We start from the raw sequence: 17,274 nt of genomic DNA, 5'->3' as shown, positions 1-17,274 counted from the left end.
GAAATATATTGATTATCCGGCCTTTCTGATATCTCCGGATCCAAGTGCTTTACTGTCTTCTTTCTTAGGATTTCCTTTGTAGATAAGATCACCTGATCCAACGAGGCTTGCTTTGAGATTTCCGTCGCAATACACCTTGGCATTTCCTGATCCGGCGATGGAAACTTCTACATTCTCAGCTTTCAGTCCATAAGCATCTACGTCTCCTGAACCTGCGATTGAGCATTCGAAATTTGTTGTAGTACCTTCCAGTTGAATATCTCCTGAACCTGCGATACTGCCTTCAACATTAGTTGCGTCCAACATCAATTTGATATCTCCGGATCCTGCAAGAGATGCCTTAAGATTCTTAGATTTAAGGGTCGTTTTTGAAACGACATCTCCGGATCCTGCAAGGCTTACTTTAGAGATCTCCTCAACCGGAACGGTGATGAAGATCTTATTTCCACGGCTGGGAACCAGGTTGTAACCTTTTTCAGGATTGATCTTCAGGATACCACCCACCACTTCTGTTTCGAGATGCGGAATCAGGTTTTCCTCGGCTTTAATAGTTAACTTTCCTTCTGACCCGGCTACGAGTTCCACATCAAAGGATCCGGCTACGCTTACTCCGTCATAATCTTCGGTTACCCGATCGGCAGTGATCACATTGCCATTTCCCTTTACTTTTTCACTACTGCCCCACCATTGAGCGTTTGTAACTTGCAGGCTTAGAAGGGCGGTAATAATTACTAGAAATGATTTCATAACTGTGGTTTTTGATAATTGATTTATTTTTGATTGAATTGTACGCTTCCGTAATCGGTAGAGATGGCCAGCTTGTTCTTTCCGGTACTTCCATGATATCCGGTATAGTATTTTTCGGTAGACCTTTCTCGTTTGATATTATACTGGAAGTTCTCACCTCCACCTAATCCTGCGTATTCCATTTTAATTTCGAAATCAAAGTGATATCCGCTGTTATAACCGATTTTAATTCCTGTGTAATCACTGCTTATGGCAACATTTCCTGCATCGGCTGCGAGTTCGTCAATTCTGATGGAACCATAATCTGAACTCAATTCTACATTACCGTGAATCTCACCTAACCTAATAGTCACATAATCACCACTACCTTTTACGTTGCCTGCCTTGTCGATCTTGAAGCTTCCGTAATCGCAGGAGTATTCCACATTGGCGGCTTCTTCAATTGTTGAATTTGTATAATCGGCACTGATCTCAAGATTTCCTGCTTTTGCGATGGTGTACCCTGAATAATCGGCACTGATTCTGGCATTCTTTACATATTCGATCTCAGATTTAGAGGTGTAGTCGAAGCTTAATCGGTTGCTGTTTCCGTTCAGGTACCCGATATCGATTCTTCCGTAATCACAACTGATCTCTGCATTCCCGTCAAGACGATCAAGATTGATACTACCGTAATCGTTACTAAGGTCAACGTGATTGCCTACCGGTACTTTAACCGTGTAATTGATCTCCATACTCACGTTATTATTATTTCCCCAGTTCCATCCCCAGCTGCTTTTTTCAAAGATAGTCTTTGCGGAGACCATTCCAGAATTAGCATCGAATTCAACGGTGATCTGATCGAGTTTCTTCTGAGCCTTGTCTTCGCTATTGCTATTGGTTTTGATATGCACTTCGATCACGGTTCTGTTTTCGTTCCAGGAAGTGATATATAAATTGCCGTAGCTGTTATCGATCTTTAACAGGGCATCAGGACTTACTGTGAATTCCTTGTTGATCTTTTTCTCCTTGGTATACTTGCCAGTCCATCCTGGAGATCCTGCCAGACAAAGCAACGGTGAAAGTAAGATCAATAGCGTAATTTTAGATAATATGCGTTTCATTTTCTTCGTTTTTTAATTTTTTAATTTCTTCGATTTGTTCCAGTACATCCTGGAGGAGGTTGATTCTAGTTTGAAAATTGGTGATCATAGCATGTAAAATGGGCTTGCTGTTTCCAGAGTTTTTGAGTTCGGATTCCAGTTTGGAATAATCCAGTTCCAGCTTATCCATTTGGGCCATAGCATCATCGATAATATTTTTGGTTTCCGGACTTGCTTCTGCCTGAATCTTTTCCATCTCTTCCTGTAGCAGGGAGGCGAAGTAGAACTCAGTTTTTTGGACTTCAAGACTTTTTCCGGAATCATTATCATGCTTACTGAAGATGCCATATCCTATGGACAGGATCAGTGCCAGTGATGCTGCTACCGAAAGTAGCACCAAGTTAAAGCGTCGGGGTTTGGGGGAGTTTTCAACTTTATCGGCATGGTTATGACGATTTAGTTTTTCGAGAAAACGTTCCTGATGCCCTTCTTGAGGTGTTTCCAGATCGAAGCTTCCGTGAAGTTCACTGAATAGTGTTTCCAAATTATCCTTTTTCGTACTCATGGTGTCATTTTTAGATACATTGAGTTGCCAGTATTTGTCTCAGGCTTTCCTTTGCCCTTGATACAGTGGTCCTGCAATTGGCATAACTGATCTGCAGGATCTCACTCATTTCATCATAGTCGTAACCTTCGATAAGATGAAGGGTTAAAGCAAGCCGGTAATTTTCCTTCAGCATTTTCATGGTTTGCAACACTTTTTGAGCCTTAATGTTTGTAAACTCATAATCAGGATCAATACCGTCATTGTCTTCAACCCTGTACAATACATTGTCTATTGGTATTTCATTTTCTGATTGTTTTTTTCTGTAATGCTGGATGCTGTTGTTGATGACGATGCGTTTTAACCAGGCGCCAAAAGCAACTTCTCCTCGAAACGTATGCAGCTTGTCAAACGCGTTTAGAAAAGACTCCTGCATTACATCCTCGGCTTCATAAGGATCCTTTACAATTCTTACCGCAGTATTGTACATGGCATGGTAATAACTGTTGTAAAGCTCCATCTGGGCCCTGGAATCGCCTTTAAGGCATCGTTCCAATACATCATCAGTATTTTTAACAATCTGGCTCAAAAAGTTGTTCTTTATATAAAGATGAAAGCGAAACTGAAATGTTACAGTTTTTGAAAAAAAAGTTATTGCAATCTAACACCTAAAGTTAATACCTTTGTCTGTTTCCCCATAACGAATATGGGTTTACGGCATATTTTTTGACTTTCGTAGATAAGATTGGTCAGGTCGGTTTAATTATTGGCATGAGTATTGTCTAAAGAAAATGATCGCTGCGACATAACGATACAGGTTGAAGGTAATCTGTGTTATATCAGGCGATCAGGATGAATAGAAACTGAATGAAGTACACCATTCTGTCTGACAGAATGACCTAAATTAAAATATGAGCAACTCTAAGTTTTTAAATATTGACAGTTTGTCACTGCAGAATTTTGATGAAGATGCGGAACTGATCCCCCTTATGACCCCTGAGGATGAAGAGGAGATCAACAATGAGGTATTGCCTGAGACACTACCTATTTTACCCCTTCGAAATACGGTATTATTTCCCGGTGTTGTAATTCCGATTACTGCAGGCAGGGATAAATCCATTAAACTGATTCAGGATGCTACCAATGGTAACAAGGTGATCGGTGTGGTGGCTCAGAAGGATGAGAATATCGAAGATCCTGAAGCAAAGGATTTGAATAAAGTGGGTACTGTAGCTCGCATCTTAAGAGTCTTAAAGATGCCTGACGGAAATACCACCGTGATCATTCAAGGTAAAAAACGTTTTGCGATCGATGACATCGTATCCAGTGAACCTTATTTTACCGCAAAGATCAGTGCTTTACCTGAAGTGAAGCCGGAAACCAATGAAGAATTCGATACAATTATTGATTCGATTAAGGAGCTGGCATTACAGATCATTAAGGACAGTCCGAATATTCCATCGGAAGCATCGTTTGCGATCAAGAACATAGAAAGTTCATCGTTCCTGATCAATTTCATCTCCTCAAATATGAACCTTGAGGTTGCTGAAAAACAGGAGCTTCTAGAGAACAGCGATCTTCAGGAACGTGCATTGGCTACGTTAAAATATATGAATGTCGAGTTTCAGAAGCTTGCATTGAAAAATGATATTCAATCAAAAGTGCGATCTGATCTGGATCAGCAACAGCGTGAATATTTTCTGCATCAACAGATGAAAACGATCCAGGAAGAACTGGGTGGAGGTACTTCTGAAGAAGAAGTGGAAGAAATGCGTGAACGTTCCAAATCGAAAAAATGGAGTGAAAAGGTTAAAGAGCATTTCGATAAGGAACTTGTGAAACTTCAGCGTATGAATCCTCAGGTGGCTGAATATTCGATTCAGCGTAATTATCTGGATCTCTTTTTGGAGTTACCCTGGAATGAATACTCAGAAGATAAGTTCGATCTTAAGCAGGCGGAACGGATTCTGGATCGCGATCATTACGGTTTGGAGGATGTGAAACGCAGGATCATCGAATATCTCGCAGTTCTTAAGCTTAGAAATGATATGAAATCACCGATTCTCTGTCTGTATGGTCCTCCGGGTGTGGGTAAGACTTCGCTTGGTAAATCAGTTGCGGAAGCCTTAGGGAGAGAATATGTACGTATGTCGTTAGGTGGTTTACGGGATGAAGCGGAGATACGAGGACACCGTAAAACCTATATAGGTGCTATGCCCGGACGAATTATTCAGTCGATTAAAAAGGCAGGGACCTCGAATCCTGTATTTATCCTGGATGAGATCGATAAATTATCTGCAAGCCATACAGGGGATCCTTCCTCTGCGATGCTTGAAGTATTGGATCCGGAGCAGAATAGCGAATTCCATGACAATTTCCTTGAAATGGGATACGACCTGTCTAAAGTGATGTTCATCGCTACCGCAAATAATCTGAGTACAATTCAACCTGCTCTTCGTGACCGTATGGAGATTATCAATGTAACGGGGTATACGATTGAGGAGAAAGTTGAGATCGCTAAAAGACATTTGTTACCGAAACAACTCGAAGAACATGGGCTTACCAAAAATGATCTTAAGATCGGTAAAAAGGAACTCGAAAAAATCGTAGAAGGATATACCCGTGAGTCTGGAGTGAGAGGACTTGAGAAGCAGATCGCTAAAATGGTGCGTTATGCTGCAAAATCCATCGCGATGGAAGAAGAGTACCATGTTAAGGTCACCGCAGAAGATGTTGAAAAGATCCTGGGGCCAGCAAGACTTGAGCGCGATAAATATGAAAATAATGAAGTGGCAGGAGTTGTGACCGGACTGGCATGGACCAGTGTGGGCGGAGATATTCTTTTCATTGAGTCCATCCTCTCAAAAGGTAAAGGCGGACTTACCATTACCGGTAATCTTGGGAAGGTAATGAAGGAATCAGCTACTATTGCCATGGAATACATTAAATCCAACGCCGAGCAACTAGGTCTTAATCCGGAAGTTTTCGATAAATATAATGTACATATTCACGTACCTGAAGGAGCAACTCCAAAAGATGGTCCAAGTGCGGGTATAACGATGTTGACTTCACTGGTATCACTTTTCACCCAGAGGAAGGTGAAAAAGAGCCTTGCCATGACCGGAGAGATTACACTCCGCGGTAAAGTTTTACCGGTAGGTGGGATCAAGGAGAAGATTCTGGCTGCTAAACGTGCACGGATCAAAGAGATCATACTTTGTGAAGAAAACCGCAGAGATATCGAAGAGATCAAAGAAGATTATTTAAAAGGACTGACCTTTCATTATGTAACGGAGATGAGTGAGGTGATCGATATCGCCATCACTGATCAGAAAGTGAAAAATGCCAAGTCTCTTTAAAATGAAGAAAAAGATCATTATCGCTATCGATGGGTTTTCATCTACCGGGAAGAGTACGATCGCAAAAAGACTGGCAAAAGCACTTGGATACGTGTATGTTGATACAGGTGCCATGTACAGGGCGGTAACCCTGTATGGTATCCGCAAAGGATTTGTCAGTACAACCGGAGAAGCAGCTGATTTAATCTCCCTGATAAAGGCACTGCCAGAGATCGCACTGGAGTTTCGTGTGAATCAGGATACCGGTAATGCCGACATCTATTTGAATGATGAAAATGTCGAACATGCTATACGGACCATGGAAGTAGCTGATCAGGTGAGTCGCGTGGCTGCGATTCCGGAAGTTCGTCAAAAGCTTGTGGAACAACAGAAACGGATGGGGCAGTCGAAAGGGATCGTAATGGATGGAAGGGATATCGGCACTGTGGTTTTCCCCGAGGCGGAACTGAAACTCTTCATGACGGCTTCCCCTGAAACCAGGGCAGGCAGAAGGTATAAAGAACTTCTGGAACGAGGTGATGATGTTTCCTATGAAGAGGTCCTTGAAAATGTGAATTCCAGAGATCATCTCGATTCTACCCGTAAAGATTCCCCTTTGGTCAAAGCAGACGATGCCATAGAAATCGATAACAGTCATTTAGGGCTGGAAGATCAGTTTGAAAGAATTCTTAATTATGTGAAGGGGATTATAGAGGAGTAATTCCTTTGAAAGATATAAACCTTTCGTCTGCTGGCGCATCATGGAGTGACGATCCTGGCTTCTGGCCTTCGGCAGCGTCGGGTGTCATCGCTATTTAGGGCCTTTAGTCCTCGTTTGTTAGCATTTGGATTAAAAGGCTAACTTCACGGGCTTCGTGAAACTAATCCTTCATTCTCAATTCATTTGAGTTAGGTTGTTACTTGGCGGGTGTAATGAACAGTAAATTCTCAATTCATCCTATGGATTCGAACTTATGTTTAATTTTTCTTTAAACGTTTGTTAATCAAATAATATAGTTGTATTTTTGCACTCCTTTTTGACAAATACGGAAGGCAAAAGGGATTTTGATAAAATCATTCAATTAACAATCTTCTGTTTCTGAGATGTTTACCTTCCGATCGGATACAGAATACAAATTTTAATCAGCACATGGCTGAAACTAAAGAAACACAAGAAGTTAAGGCACAAGAGGCCAAAACTCAGGATGTGAAAAAAGAAGCGGTATCTAAGGAAGATTTCCTTCAAAACTTTAACTGGCACAATTACGAAGAAGGAATTGATCAGGTAGAGGATGCTAAATTAAAGGAATTCGAAACTCTTGTAGAGGAGAATTTTGTTGATACTGCTGATGAAGAGGTAGTAGAGGGAACTGTAGTTCACCTTACCGACAGAGAAGCGATCATTGATATTAACGCTAAATCTGAAGGGGTTATCTCTTTAAATGAGTTCCGTTACAACCCGAACTTAAAAGTTGGAGATAAGGTTGAAGTTTTGATTGACGTTAGAGAAGACAAAACAGGTCAATTGGTATTATCTCACCGTAAGGCAAGAACTATTAAGGCTTGGGATAGAGTTAATGCTGCTCACGATAAAGGAGAGATCGTAAACGGTTTTGTTAAGTGCAGAACTAAAGGAGGTATGATCGTTGATGTATTCGGAATCGAGGCGTTCTTGCCAGGTTCTCAGATCGATGTTAAGCCTATCCGTGATTACGATGCTTACGTTGGTAAAACAATGGAATTCAAAGTTGTTAAGATCAACCATGAATTCAAAAACGTTGTTGTTTCTCACAAAGCTCTTATCGAAGCAGATATCGAAGAACAGAAAAAAGAGATCATCGGTCAGCTTGAAAAAGGTCAGGTACTTGAAGGTACTGTTAAGAACATCACTTCTTACGGTGTGTTCATCGATCTTGGTGGAGTTGATGGTCTTATCCATATCACTGACCTTTCTTGGTCACGTATCAATCATCCTAACGAAGTTGTTGAGCTTGATCAGAAACTCAACGTTGTTATCCTTGATTTCGATGATAACAAATCGAGAATCCAGCTTGGACTTAAGCAACTTCAGAAGCATCCATGGGAAGCCCTTGGTGATGAAGTGAAAGTTGGTGATAAAGTTAAAGGTAAGGTAGTTGTAATTGCAGATTACGGTGCATTTATCGAGGTTGCTGAAGGTGTTGAAGGACTTATCCACGTTTCTGAAATGTCATGGTCAACTCACTTGAGATCTGCTCAGGATTTCGTAAATGTTGGTGATGAAGTAGAAGCTGTTGTTCTTACTCTTGATCGTGAAGAGCGCAAGATGTCACTTGGTATCAAACAACTTACTCCAGACCCATGGACAGATATCACAGCTAAGTACCCAGTAGGTTCTAAGCACACAGGTATCGTTCGTAACTTTACTAACTTCGGTGTATTCGTTGAACTTGAAGAAGGTATCGACGGACTGATCTATATCTCAGACCTTTCATGGACTAAGAAGATCAAGCACCCATCTGAGTTTGTAAACGTTGGAGATAAGTTGGAAGTTGAAGTTCTTGAACTTGATGTTGATGGACGTAAACTAAGCCTTGGACACAAGCAAACTACCGAGAATCCTTGGGATAAGTATGAAGAAGATTTCGCTGAAGGAACTGTACACCATGCAGAGATCGATGAGATCGTAGACAAAGGTGCTACTGTTAAATTCAACGAAGATATCGTAGCATTCATTCCTTCACGTCACCTTGAAAAAGAAGACGGTAAGAAATTGAAGAAAGGTGAAGCAGCTGACTTTAAGATTATTGAATTCAATAAAGAATTCAAGAGAGTTGTAGCTTCTCACACCGCTATCTTCAAAGAAGAAGAAGAGAAGAATGTTAAGGCCGCAGCTAAAAGAAGCACTCAGGCAGAGAAAACCACTCTTGGTGATGCTAACGATCAGCTTCAGGCTCTTAAAGACAAAATGGAAGGTAAAGGACAATAATCCACCATCTTTCTATAAGATAAAAGCCTCCCGATTTCGGGAGGCTTTTTTATTTCAATTATATTTCTAATACGCTTTATTTTTATTCATTTACTTTTCCGTATTCTTCCAGGCATCGTTCCCTGGCGGTCTTATGATCAACTATTGGATCCGGATAGGTGAGTTCGTTCAAATCCTTGACCCAGGTTTTAATATACTGGTGATCCTTATCAAATTTAGTGATCTGTGTCGTAGGATTAAAGATTCTGAAGTAGGGAGCCGCGTCTGCACCACAACCAGCAACCCATTGCCAGTTCCCGATATTGCTGGACATATCATAATCGAGCAGCTTTTCAGCGAAATAGGCTTCTCCCCAACGCCAGTCGATCAAGAGATGTTTACAAAGAAAACTACCGGTTACCATACGAATCCTGTTATGCATATATCCGGTTTCATTGAGTTGCCTCATACCGGCATCCACCAAAGGGTAGCCAGTTCTGCCTTCACACCAGGCTTTGAACTCCTCTTCATTATTCCTCCATTCGATACGGTCGTATTTCTTTTTGAAACTATCATTGACCGTTTTAGGGAAGTGCCACAAGAGTTGCATAAAGAATTCTCTCCAGATCAGTTCTTCAAGGAAGGTTTCGTCTCTTTCATCCATCGCTTTTTGGCACAGCAAACGGATACTAATGGTGCCGAACCTTAGATGAGGTCCCAAATGTGAGGTGGCATCTTTTGAGGGGTAATCCCTTTCTTCTCCGTAATTAGCGATCAGAGATTTCGAAATGTCATATTCAGGAACTTTGATGGAAGAAGTTTTAAAACCTATCTCTTTTAAGGTAAGCTCCGGTACATGATCTATTTTATGGAAATTATCTCCGAATCTGGCGATCTCCTGTTGCTTCAGGTCTTTGTCCTTCAAGGATGATTTCCATTTTTTCATATAAGGGGTATAGACCAGATAAGGGTCTCCATCTTCCTTTACAATATCCTTTCGTTCAAAGATCACCTGGTCCTTGAACGTTCTGAATTCGATATACTCTTCTTCAAACAATTCATTGACCTGATCATCACGTTTTTCCGCGTAAGGTTCATAATCGTGGTTGGCGAATACCGCTTCAATCTCAAAATCTTCCAGGAGCTCAGAAAAGACCGACTCCGGAGTACCATGAAACATGGCCAGCGAACTACCATATTCTTCTTTAAGAATCTTTCTCATCGCCATCAACCGGTCGAATATAAAAGTTACTCTTGCGTCATCAGGAGGTAAACCTTTTAATATGTTCTGATCAAAAATAAAGATGGGTAAAACAGGTAAACTTCCCTGTAAGGCTTCGGATAATCCCCGGTTGTCCTCTAAACGCAGATCACGTCGAAACCAGAAAACATTGATGGATTCTCTACTCAATTTTATACTATTTAATTATACTCTTATTTTGACATTAAGGCGTGCCGAATAGTGCTGCCAGCTTTTCCTGTCGGTAATCAAAGATCATTTTAACCTGCTTCCCTACAATTAAATGGTTAGCCAACTGTCCCACATATCCGAATGGTATTTTATAATCCACAATATCTTCCATAACAACCCCTCGTTCTGAAGGTGCTAGAAAATGTTTGTGGTGCCAAAGACGAAAAGGACCGAATCTTTGTTCATCTACAAAGAAGCTTCCTTCCTGTACGTGGGTTATCTCCGTGACCCACCGGGTCTTCATCCAGGGAAAGGGGCATACCACATACTGTATCAATTGACCCGCATACATCTCTTTTTCTGCCCCGGATACGATCTCGAACTTCATATGGTCCGGGGTAATATTGCAAAGATTCTTCGGGTTTGAAAGAAATTCCCAGGCAGTTTTAAGATCTGTCTTTAATTCCTGCCTGCAATGTATTCGGTAAATCTTCATGCTACTTACATATTCTGTTTAACAAAAATACAAAATAACTAAACATAAGAATACAGATAGATGAAACAAACTGTTACTAAAGATAATACAGAAGTTAATTAATTTGTTTGAGATAAATGGAAAAATAAAGTAGGATATTTATAAATTAGCCAATAAACTAATTAAATATATATAGAATGAAAAGTAAGTTTATCGCTGTATGTTTCTTTTTGGCTTCCTTTATAGTAAGTGCTCAGATCCAGACACCTCAACCGAGTCCTTCTTCCAAGATTGAACAAAAGGTGGGTCTGACAGATGTTACCATCAACTATTCAAGACCTTCTATGAGAGGTCGTGCCGTTTTTGGTGATCTTGTGCCTTACGGGGAAGTTTGGAGAACAGGAGCTAACTCAAATACCATAATTTCCTTCAGTACTGATGTAACCGTCGGAGGACAAGAGGTAAAAGCAGGTTCTTATGCACTTTATACAGTGCCAGGTGTTGAAGATTGGGAAATAATGCTTTATAGTGATACTTCTAACTGGGGATTGCCGCAGGAATGGGATGATAAGAAGGTTGTTGCCACTGTAATGACGAAGCCATTAAAAATGCCAACTAAGATCGAGACCTTTACCATGTCTGTTGATGATCTAACGAATAATGGTGCATTGATAGGAATACTTTGGGAAGATCTTTATGTTGGAATCCCATTTGATGTTCCCACCGATAAAATGGTTATGGAAAGTATCGACAGAGTGATGAACGGTCCCGGTTCACAGGATTACTTCAGTGCTGCTGTATATTATCTGCAGGAAGGTAAAGATCTGAAACAAGCCGGAGAATGGATCGACAAAGCTATCGCTATGCAAGATGAGCCACCATACTGGATGCTGAGACAAAAATCTTTGATTCAGGCTGCAAATGGCGATAAGAAAGGAGCGATCGCTACTGCAAAACAATCGCTGGCTGCAGCAGAAAAGGCAGGCAATAAAGATTATGTAGCATTGAATAAAAAGTCTTTAGAAGAGTGGGGAGGGAAGTAAAAATCCTTTCCATAGAATTTAAAAGAATGTGTGGCCCATGGGTCACACATTTTTTTTATAGGAGAGTCCTATCATTCGTTTGATGGTGTCCAAAGTATTCATCAATGCTATACTTTCATTTTTGCCGAAGAGGTCGCTGTTGGTCTTCCCGGTAAGTAGTAACGTATTGAAATGGTCGATCTCATATTTAAATCCCAGATGAGAGCGATCAAACGTGATGGTCTTCTTTTCGGATTCCGTGGTAATTGTCAGATCAGAAGGTCTGAAAAAATCCTGATTGGTTTCAATCACAGCCTTTTCATAGATAATTTTCAGGCGGGTTGGTGTTTCCCTAAGCAAGGTGGAAAGTAATTTTGCTTTACAACCCTTCTGATAATCGAATTCGATGGCACAGCCTGAGTCGGCTCCGGTATTGAAAAATGTGGCTTTAGCGGTGATGTTGTCCGGTATACCGAGAAGGGTTTGAGCCGCAAAGACGGGGTATATCCCGATATCCAGTAAACTCCCGCCGCCCAGGCTTTTATCAAGTAACCTGCTTTCCGGATTCAGATCTGCGACAAAACCAAAATCGGCTTCCAATCGCAGGGGTTTACCATAGATTTCTTTTTTGTGTAATTCCATTAAATAGCTAAAATGAGGCAGAAAACGGGTCCATAAGGCTTCCATAAGCAAAACATCGTTTTTCAATGCTGCGCTGAACATTTTAGCTACTTGATCGCTATCGAGTGCCAGAGGTTTTTCACACAATACAGCTTTGCCGTGATTCAGTGCTGAAATAGTGATATCACAATGAAAACTATGAGGCAAGGCGATATAAACTGCGTCCACAGCCGGATCAGAGAATAAGGATTCATATGAATCAAAAGTCTTTTGTGCTCCAAATTCTAAGGCGAATTCTTCAGCTTTATGTATGCTGCGGGAAGCAACTCCATAAAGTCTTCCTTGTTCTGTTCGGATAAGATCAGTCGTGAATTTGCGGGCGATATTTCCCGGCCCGACGATTCCCCAATTTATAGCCTTATCGGTTGATGACATTTCTTGATCTGTTTAAAAGTTCAAAGAAAAGTGAAATTACGATCATTAGTGCACAGCCTATAAAATTCAGCCAGAGATATCCTAATTTTTCTTCACCGGCTTCATATCTGTGGATAAAATAGTAATAGATAAGAATTACCAAAAGCTGTGTAACAATAGCTCCAAAGAAAACTGCATTCCCTCTGATAAATTTGATAAAGAATGCAACCAGGAAAATTCCAAGCACGGTTCCATAGAAAATAGAACCGATAATATTTACCAACTGGATAAGATTATCTACGAGTGATCCGAAACTGGCAAACAATATGGCGACCAGTCCCCACAATAAGGTAAACCATCGGGAAGCATTAAGATAATGTTTTTGAGACCGATCGTTTCTGAAGCCTCTCTTATAGAGGTCCATGGTCGTGATGGTACCCAATGCATTTAGTTCAGACGCCGTTGATGACATGGCTGCAGAGAAGATCACCGCAAGTAAAAGTCCGATCAAACCTTTCGGTATGTTGTTCAGAATAAAATGAATGAAAACATAATCTTTATCGTTGGTTTCAATCGAAGGGTCTGCTTTTTCAATAATCTCACGTGCTTTCTCACGTTGTTCTCTTTCGATCTTGTTGATAGCCTGTATCCGGTTCTTCCCGGCAACGATCATTTCATAATCTTTAACGTCCAGAACGGCGGAATAATGTTCCTGAGCCATCTTCTTCTTGCGTTCTAATTCTTCGTGTTCCTTTTCAAGGTGCTGGTATTCTTCCTTGTATTGGGAATTTTCTATGGCAGCAGCAGCAGCCGGGTTGAAATTCAGAGGTGAATTATTATATTGATAGAAAACGAATACCATTACGCCAACCAACAGGATGAAGAATTGCATCGGAACTTTGAATAACCCGTTGAAAACGAGTCCGAGTTGACTCTCCCGCACAGATTTTCCTGAAAGATATCGCTGAACCTGACTCTGATCCGTACCAAAATATGCAAAGGCCAGAAAGAATCCGCCTGTTATACCACTCCAGAAGGTATATCGACTGCTGGTATCCAGTGAAAAATCAAGAATATCCAGTTTATTGTTCGCTCCTGCTATCTTAAGAGCTTTTCCGAAGGAGATGTCTTCCGGTAAAAAGCTTAGCACTAAATAAAATGCAGTAAACATGCCCACCATGATCACAAACATCTGTTGCTTTTGGGTTACACTCACCGCTTTTGTTCCTCCGGATACAGTATAGATAATCACGAGAATACCGATGATAATGTTAAGGGTTTTAAGGTCCCAACCCAATACAGCAGAAAGGATGATCGCAGGTGCATATATTGTGATCCCGGCAGCAAGTCCGCGCTGGATCAGGAATAAAATAGCTGCGAGTTTACGGGTCTTAAGGTCAAAACGGTTTTCCAGTAATTCGTAGGCGGTATATACCTTTAGTTTATGATAGATAGGGATGAAGATCAAACAGATAAATACCATTGCTATCGGTTGTCCGAAATAGAACTGAACGAATCCCATACCATCGTGAAAGGCCTGTCCTGGTGTTGATAGAAAAGTTATGGCGCTTGCCTGGGTTGCCATAACGGAGAGACCGATGGTCCACCATTTTGCGTCATTTCCTCCCAGGATATATTCCTTAACATCTTTGCTGCCCTTGGTCTTAAGGTATCCGTAGATTACGATAAAGGCAAGGGTTCCGGCAAGTACGATCCAATCGATTAACTCCATGAATCTAGCGGTTTGAGGTCATGATTAGATAAAATATGATAATATAGACAGCATTGGCTATTAATACCACTGAATAAATTCGGGTCCATTTGAACTTTTCGAACATTGTTTTTAACCTTTAATTTTTTCTTTTGGAGTCTCCTCGCGGCCAACGGATAGCATGTTGGCAAATATTTTAAAAGCACCGGGAACACCAGCCGGTAATTCTCTGAAAAAGCTTAACCCTGTATAGATATAATGTCCTTTTCCATAGGGTGCAACAAGCAGGCTTCCTTCTTTTGGAGATTCATCCTTGTCGTGCATGGATAGCACAGGTGTAAACTCCGGTCCCCATTGATCAGGAAAATATAAGCCTCGTTCCTGTACCCATCCTTCAAAATCCTTATCGGTGATCTGATTCGGGAAGTTGATCAGGGAACTTTTCTTATCGAGAATCTTCACTTTAGAATTTTCGTCGGTCACCCGATCATTGGACAGGCTTAACTCGTAAGGGGCCAGATTGCTGAGTCCCGGATCTCTCCGTCCTGCAGTATTATATTGAACGATAAGATTTCCCCCTTCTTTAACATAATCGAACAGGTAGTGTTGCTTGAACTTTAAATTGTCCAAAACATTGTAGGCACGTATTCCAACCACCACAGCATCGAAACGCTGAAGGTTAGTTGCATTGATATCTTCAGGTTCTATAATTACAACTTTATAACCGATTTGTCTAAGGCTTTCTGCTACTTCGTCACCTGCACCATTGATATATCCGATATATTCACCGGATTTTTTAATATCTAAACGAACTACCTTCGCTTCAGAAGGCATCAATACCGATTGTCGGGGGATATGTTCATAATTGATGGTGACGAGTTCTTTGTCAAAGGAGCTGTATTGCATTTGAACCACCGGACGTATTGTTCCTTCACTTTCCGCTGCTGGTGGAATCACCCGAAATGTGATGGTTTCAATATCTCCCTTATTGGCGATATTGAAGTTGGATATTTCCGGTTCTGATTTCCATCCTTCTGGCAGGTCTAGTGACACGGTACCGGCGATCTCATTCTTACCTGCGGTGAGCACAACAGGTACAAACTTGGCACGATCATTAGTGAAAAGGTTTACTTTGTTTGTGATCGAAGCGGTTACGGCAGGCAGGATCTCAAAAGGTTCATAAATCTCACCTTTATCCGGTTTAGCAAACTTATGGATTACATTTCTGGTGATCTTAAGCGGTTTTCCATCGATTGCTAACTGAAAGGTAACCTGAAGTGGGGCAGGCGTCTCAGCCAAGCCGATATATTCAGACTTTGCATGATACATCCCTAGAGTAGCCTTTTCGCGAAGCCAGTATGGGCCACTGTATCCGGTACCTCCTGAAATCTTGGTATCGAGATCAAAAGAATTTTCCTTATTGTTCTCCAAAGGAGATGCGATAAGCCATGTGGTACCCTCCGGTTGTAGTGAAAGAGATAATAGACGAACGTTGAGATTGGATCGATTCAGCGCTTCTGCAGCGATATGAAGACTGTCTGAAGGGACTGCAGCATGTTCATTCGCCACAGCTTCAAGCAATATTCCTCCGCATTGCAGAATGATCTCCTGAATCTCATGCGATTTATAGTTTTTCCAATACTCATTGTTTAATCCCTGGATCAATTCATAGGCCTTCATCAAATCTGGAATATGAACCGAAGGATCTTTAAAATTGAAATTTTCCTCGATAGGCTTCAGGAGGTTAAGAATCTCCTGTCCCCCTTCAACTCTCGTCCATTTTGTGTTGATACCACTAAAAAGGTCATTTTCTTCCGGCATATCACCTTTTAGCAGTTCGATATATTCAGTTTCTTCACCTCTTGAGGTCATACGACCAAAACCCTGACTAAGATGCTGACTGCTTGCCACAGATGCGATCTCGTTATTACTTTCGCCGAGTGAAGGGTAATACACTCCTGTAGGGAAGGATAATAATTTAGATTTATCGGCCGCTTCAAACTTTTCACGGCTTCCATAGAACCAGTAGGAAGTATTAAAGAATAACCGTTTTGGTTGCCATGGATCCAAAGAGGTGAGTTGTTGCGGATAGACCGATTTATTACCAGCCAGATCAAATGCTTCATAACTCAGTATAGCGGAGGAGGTATGATGACCATGAGTAGTACCGGGAGTACGGTGATCAAATCGATTGATGATCACATCAGGCTGAAAAGTTCGTATAACCTTAACTACATCAGCCAGCACACTGTCTTTATTCCAGATCTCCAGGGTTTCATCGGAATGTTTGGAATATCCGAAGTCGTTTGCACGGGTAAAGAATTGTTCGCCTCCGTCAACCCTGCGGGCTGCGAGAAGTTCCTGAGTCCTGAGAACGCCGAGTAATTCTCGTAATTCCGGACCTATAAGATTTTGTCCGCCATCACCTCTGGTAAGGGAGAGGTAGGCAGTTCTCGCGTGGAGTTCATTCGAAAGATAGGAGATGAGACGCGTATTTTCATCATCGGGATGTGCAGCCAGATATAAGGCTGTACCCAGAAAATTCAATTTTTTAATAGACTGATAGATCTCTGCTGATGATTGCGCTTCCGGTCGTTGAGCGTTTAAAAATGCTGCGGAACACAAAGTGCAGAAGAGAAAGACTAGCAGTTTGTTCATACTTGGTTGGTTTAAGGTAGTTGATTCAAATATAAAAATTAATACCCGTGAGCGTCGGTTTTTACATTATTTTTAACGGAAAACCGTTATATATTCATAATTGATGATTTTAGGCTTCTGTTACAGGTTACTGAGTTACAAGGTTACAGAGTTACAAGGTTACAGAGTTACAGGTAACATCGTCACCTCGTCACCTCGTCACCTCGTAACACAGTGAAGCAGTAAACTGTAATCTGTTTTCCGTTACAGGTTACCGAGTTACAAGGTTAAAGGTAACATCGTCACTTCGTCACCTCGTAACACA

13 protein-coding genes are annotated in these 17,274 nt (G+C 41.2%); 4 read left to right on the top strand and 9 right to left on the bottom strand.

Annotation, left to right across the window (positions count from 1 at the left end; translation table 11 throughout):
- Positions 1 to 12 precede the first annotated feature (12 nt).
- Genes DMZ48_RS08595 through DMZ48_RS08580 form a run of 4 tightly spaced genes read right to left on the bottom strand, consistent with a single transcriptional unit; the run spans position 13 to position 2,962 of the window.
- Positions 13 to 747, bottom strand: coding sequence for a head GIN domain-containing protein (locus tag DMZ48_RS08595; protein ID WP_143954729.1), 735 nt, complete (start codon positions 745 to 747; stop codon positions 13 to 15).
- Between the two features lie 23 nt (positions 748 to 770).
- Entirely contained in the window at positions 771 to 1,850 is a 1,080-nt protein-coding gene (locus DMZ48_RS08590; protein ID WP_143954728.1) for a hypothetical protein, read from the bottom strand.
- Positions 1,831 to 2,394: a hypothetical protein gene (locus DMZ48_RS08585; RefSeq protein WP_143954727.1), complete on the bottom strand. Its 564-nt coding sequence runs from the start codon at positions 2,392 to 2,394 to the stop codon at positions 1,831 to 1,833. Before DMZ48_RS08585 ends, DMZ48_RS08590 begins: the two co-directional genes overlap by 20 nt.
- A 10-nt stretch (positions 2,395 to 2,404) precedes the next feature.
- A complete protein-coding gene (locus DMZ48_RS08580) occupies positions 2,405 to 2,962 on the bottom strand; it encodes an RNA polymerase sigma factor (RefSeq protein WP_199287958.1) in 558 nt (185 codons plus the stop codon).
- Between the two features lie 322 nt (positions 2,963 to 3,284).
- On the opposite strand from DMZ48_RS08580, the gene lon reads away from it, so the two are divergent.
- The 3 genes from lon to rpsA all read left to right on the top strand — a co-directional run bounded on the left by lon (position 3,285) and on the right by rpsA (position 8,679).
- Positions 3,285 to 5,732 (top strand): endopeptidase La, encoded by a 2,448-nt coding sequence (gene lon / locus DMZ48_RS08575; RefSeq protein WP_143954726.1) that lies wholly within the window; start codon positions 3,285 to 3,287, stop codon positions 5,730 to 5,732.
- A gap of 1 nt (position 5,733) precedes the next feature.
- Positions 5,734 to 6,432 carry a (d)CMP kinase gene (cmk, locus tag DMZ48_RS08570; RefSeq protein ID WP_143954725.1) on the top strand — a complete coding sequence of 233 codons (699 nt, stop codon included), beginning with the start codon at positions 5,734 to 5,736 and terminating at the stop codon, positions 6,430 to 6,432.
- A gap of 429 nt (positions 6,433 to 6,861) precedes the next feature.
- A complete protein-coding gene (gene rpsA / locus DMZ48_RS08565) occupies positions 6,862 to 8,679 on the top strand; it encodes a 30S ribosomal protein S1 (protein WP_143954724.1) in 1,818 nt (605 codons plus the stop codon).
- An 82-nt stretch (positions 8,680 to 8,761) separates the two neighbouring features.
- On the opposite strand, the gene DMZ48_RS08560 is transcribed toward rpsA, so the two are convergent.
- Entirely contained in the window at positions 8,762 to 10,069 is a 1,308-nt protein-coding gene (locus DMZ48_RS08560) for a cryptochrome/photolyase family protein (protein WP_143954723.1), read from the bottom strand.
- 34 nt (positions 10,070 to 10,103) lie between these two features.
- The gene (locus DMZ48_RS08555; protein WP_143954722.1) at positions 10,104 to 10,565 is read right to left on the bottom strand and encodes an SRPBCC family protein; all 462 of its coding nucleotides are present in this window, start codon (positions 10,563 to 10,565) and stop codon (positions 10,104 to 10,106) included.
- Positions 10,566 to 10,741: 176 nt separating this feature from the next.
- Between DMZ48_RS08555 and DMZ48_RS08550 the strand changes: the two genes are divergently transcribed.
- Positions 10,742 to 11,587 carry a DUF2911 domain-containing protein gene (locus DMZ48_RS08550; protein WP_143954721.1) on the top strand — a complete coding sequence of 282 codons (846 nt, stop codon included), beginning with the start codon at positions 10,742 to 10,744 and terminating at the stop codon, positions 11,585 to 11,587.
- A 42-nt stretch (positions 11,588 to 11,629) separates the two neighbouring features.
- Here DMZ48_RS08550 and DMZ48_RS08545 read toward each other — a convergent pair whose 3' ends face one another.
- The 3 genes from DMZ48_RS08545 to DMZ48_RS08535 form a co-directional block, all read right to left on the bottom strand.
- Positions 11,630 to 12,622 (bottom strand): Gfo/Idh/MocA family protein, encoded by a 993-nt coding sequence (locus DMZ48_RS08545; protein WP_143954720.1) that lies wholly within the window; start codon positions 12,620 to 12,622, stop codon positions 11,630 to 11,632.
- Positions 12,606 to 14,333, bottom strand: a complete 1,728-nt coding sequence (locus tag DMZ48_RS08540; RefSeq protein WP_143954719.1) for a sodium:solute symporter family protein — start codon at positions 14,331 to 14,333, stop codon at positions 12,606 to 12,608. The genes DMZ48_RS08545 and DMZ48_RS08540 overlap by 17 nt, the downstream gene beginning before the upstream one ends.
- Positions 14,334 to 14,444: 111 nt before the next feature.
- Positions 14,445 to 16,970 (bottom strand): PIG-L family deacetylase, encoded by a 2,526-nt coding sequence (locus DMZ48_RS08535; RefSeq protein ID WP_143954718.1) that lies wholly within the window; start codon positions 16,968 to 16,970, stop codon positions 14,445 to 14,447.
- Positions 16,971 to 17,274 lie beyond the last annotated feature (304 nt).

The organism is Robertkochia solimangrovi (assembly GCF_007279655.1).
Classification (GTDB): Bacteria; Bacteroidota; Bacteroidia; order Flavobacteriales; family Flavobacteriaceae; genus Robertkochia; species Robertkochia solimangrovi.
The sequence above is the reverse complement of the archived record's forward strand: the minus strand, read 5'-3'. Positions and strand labels throughout refer to the sequence as shown.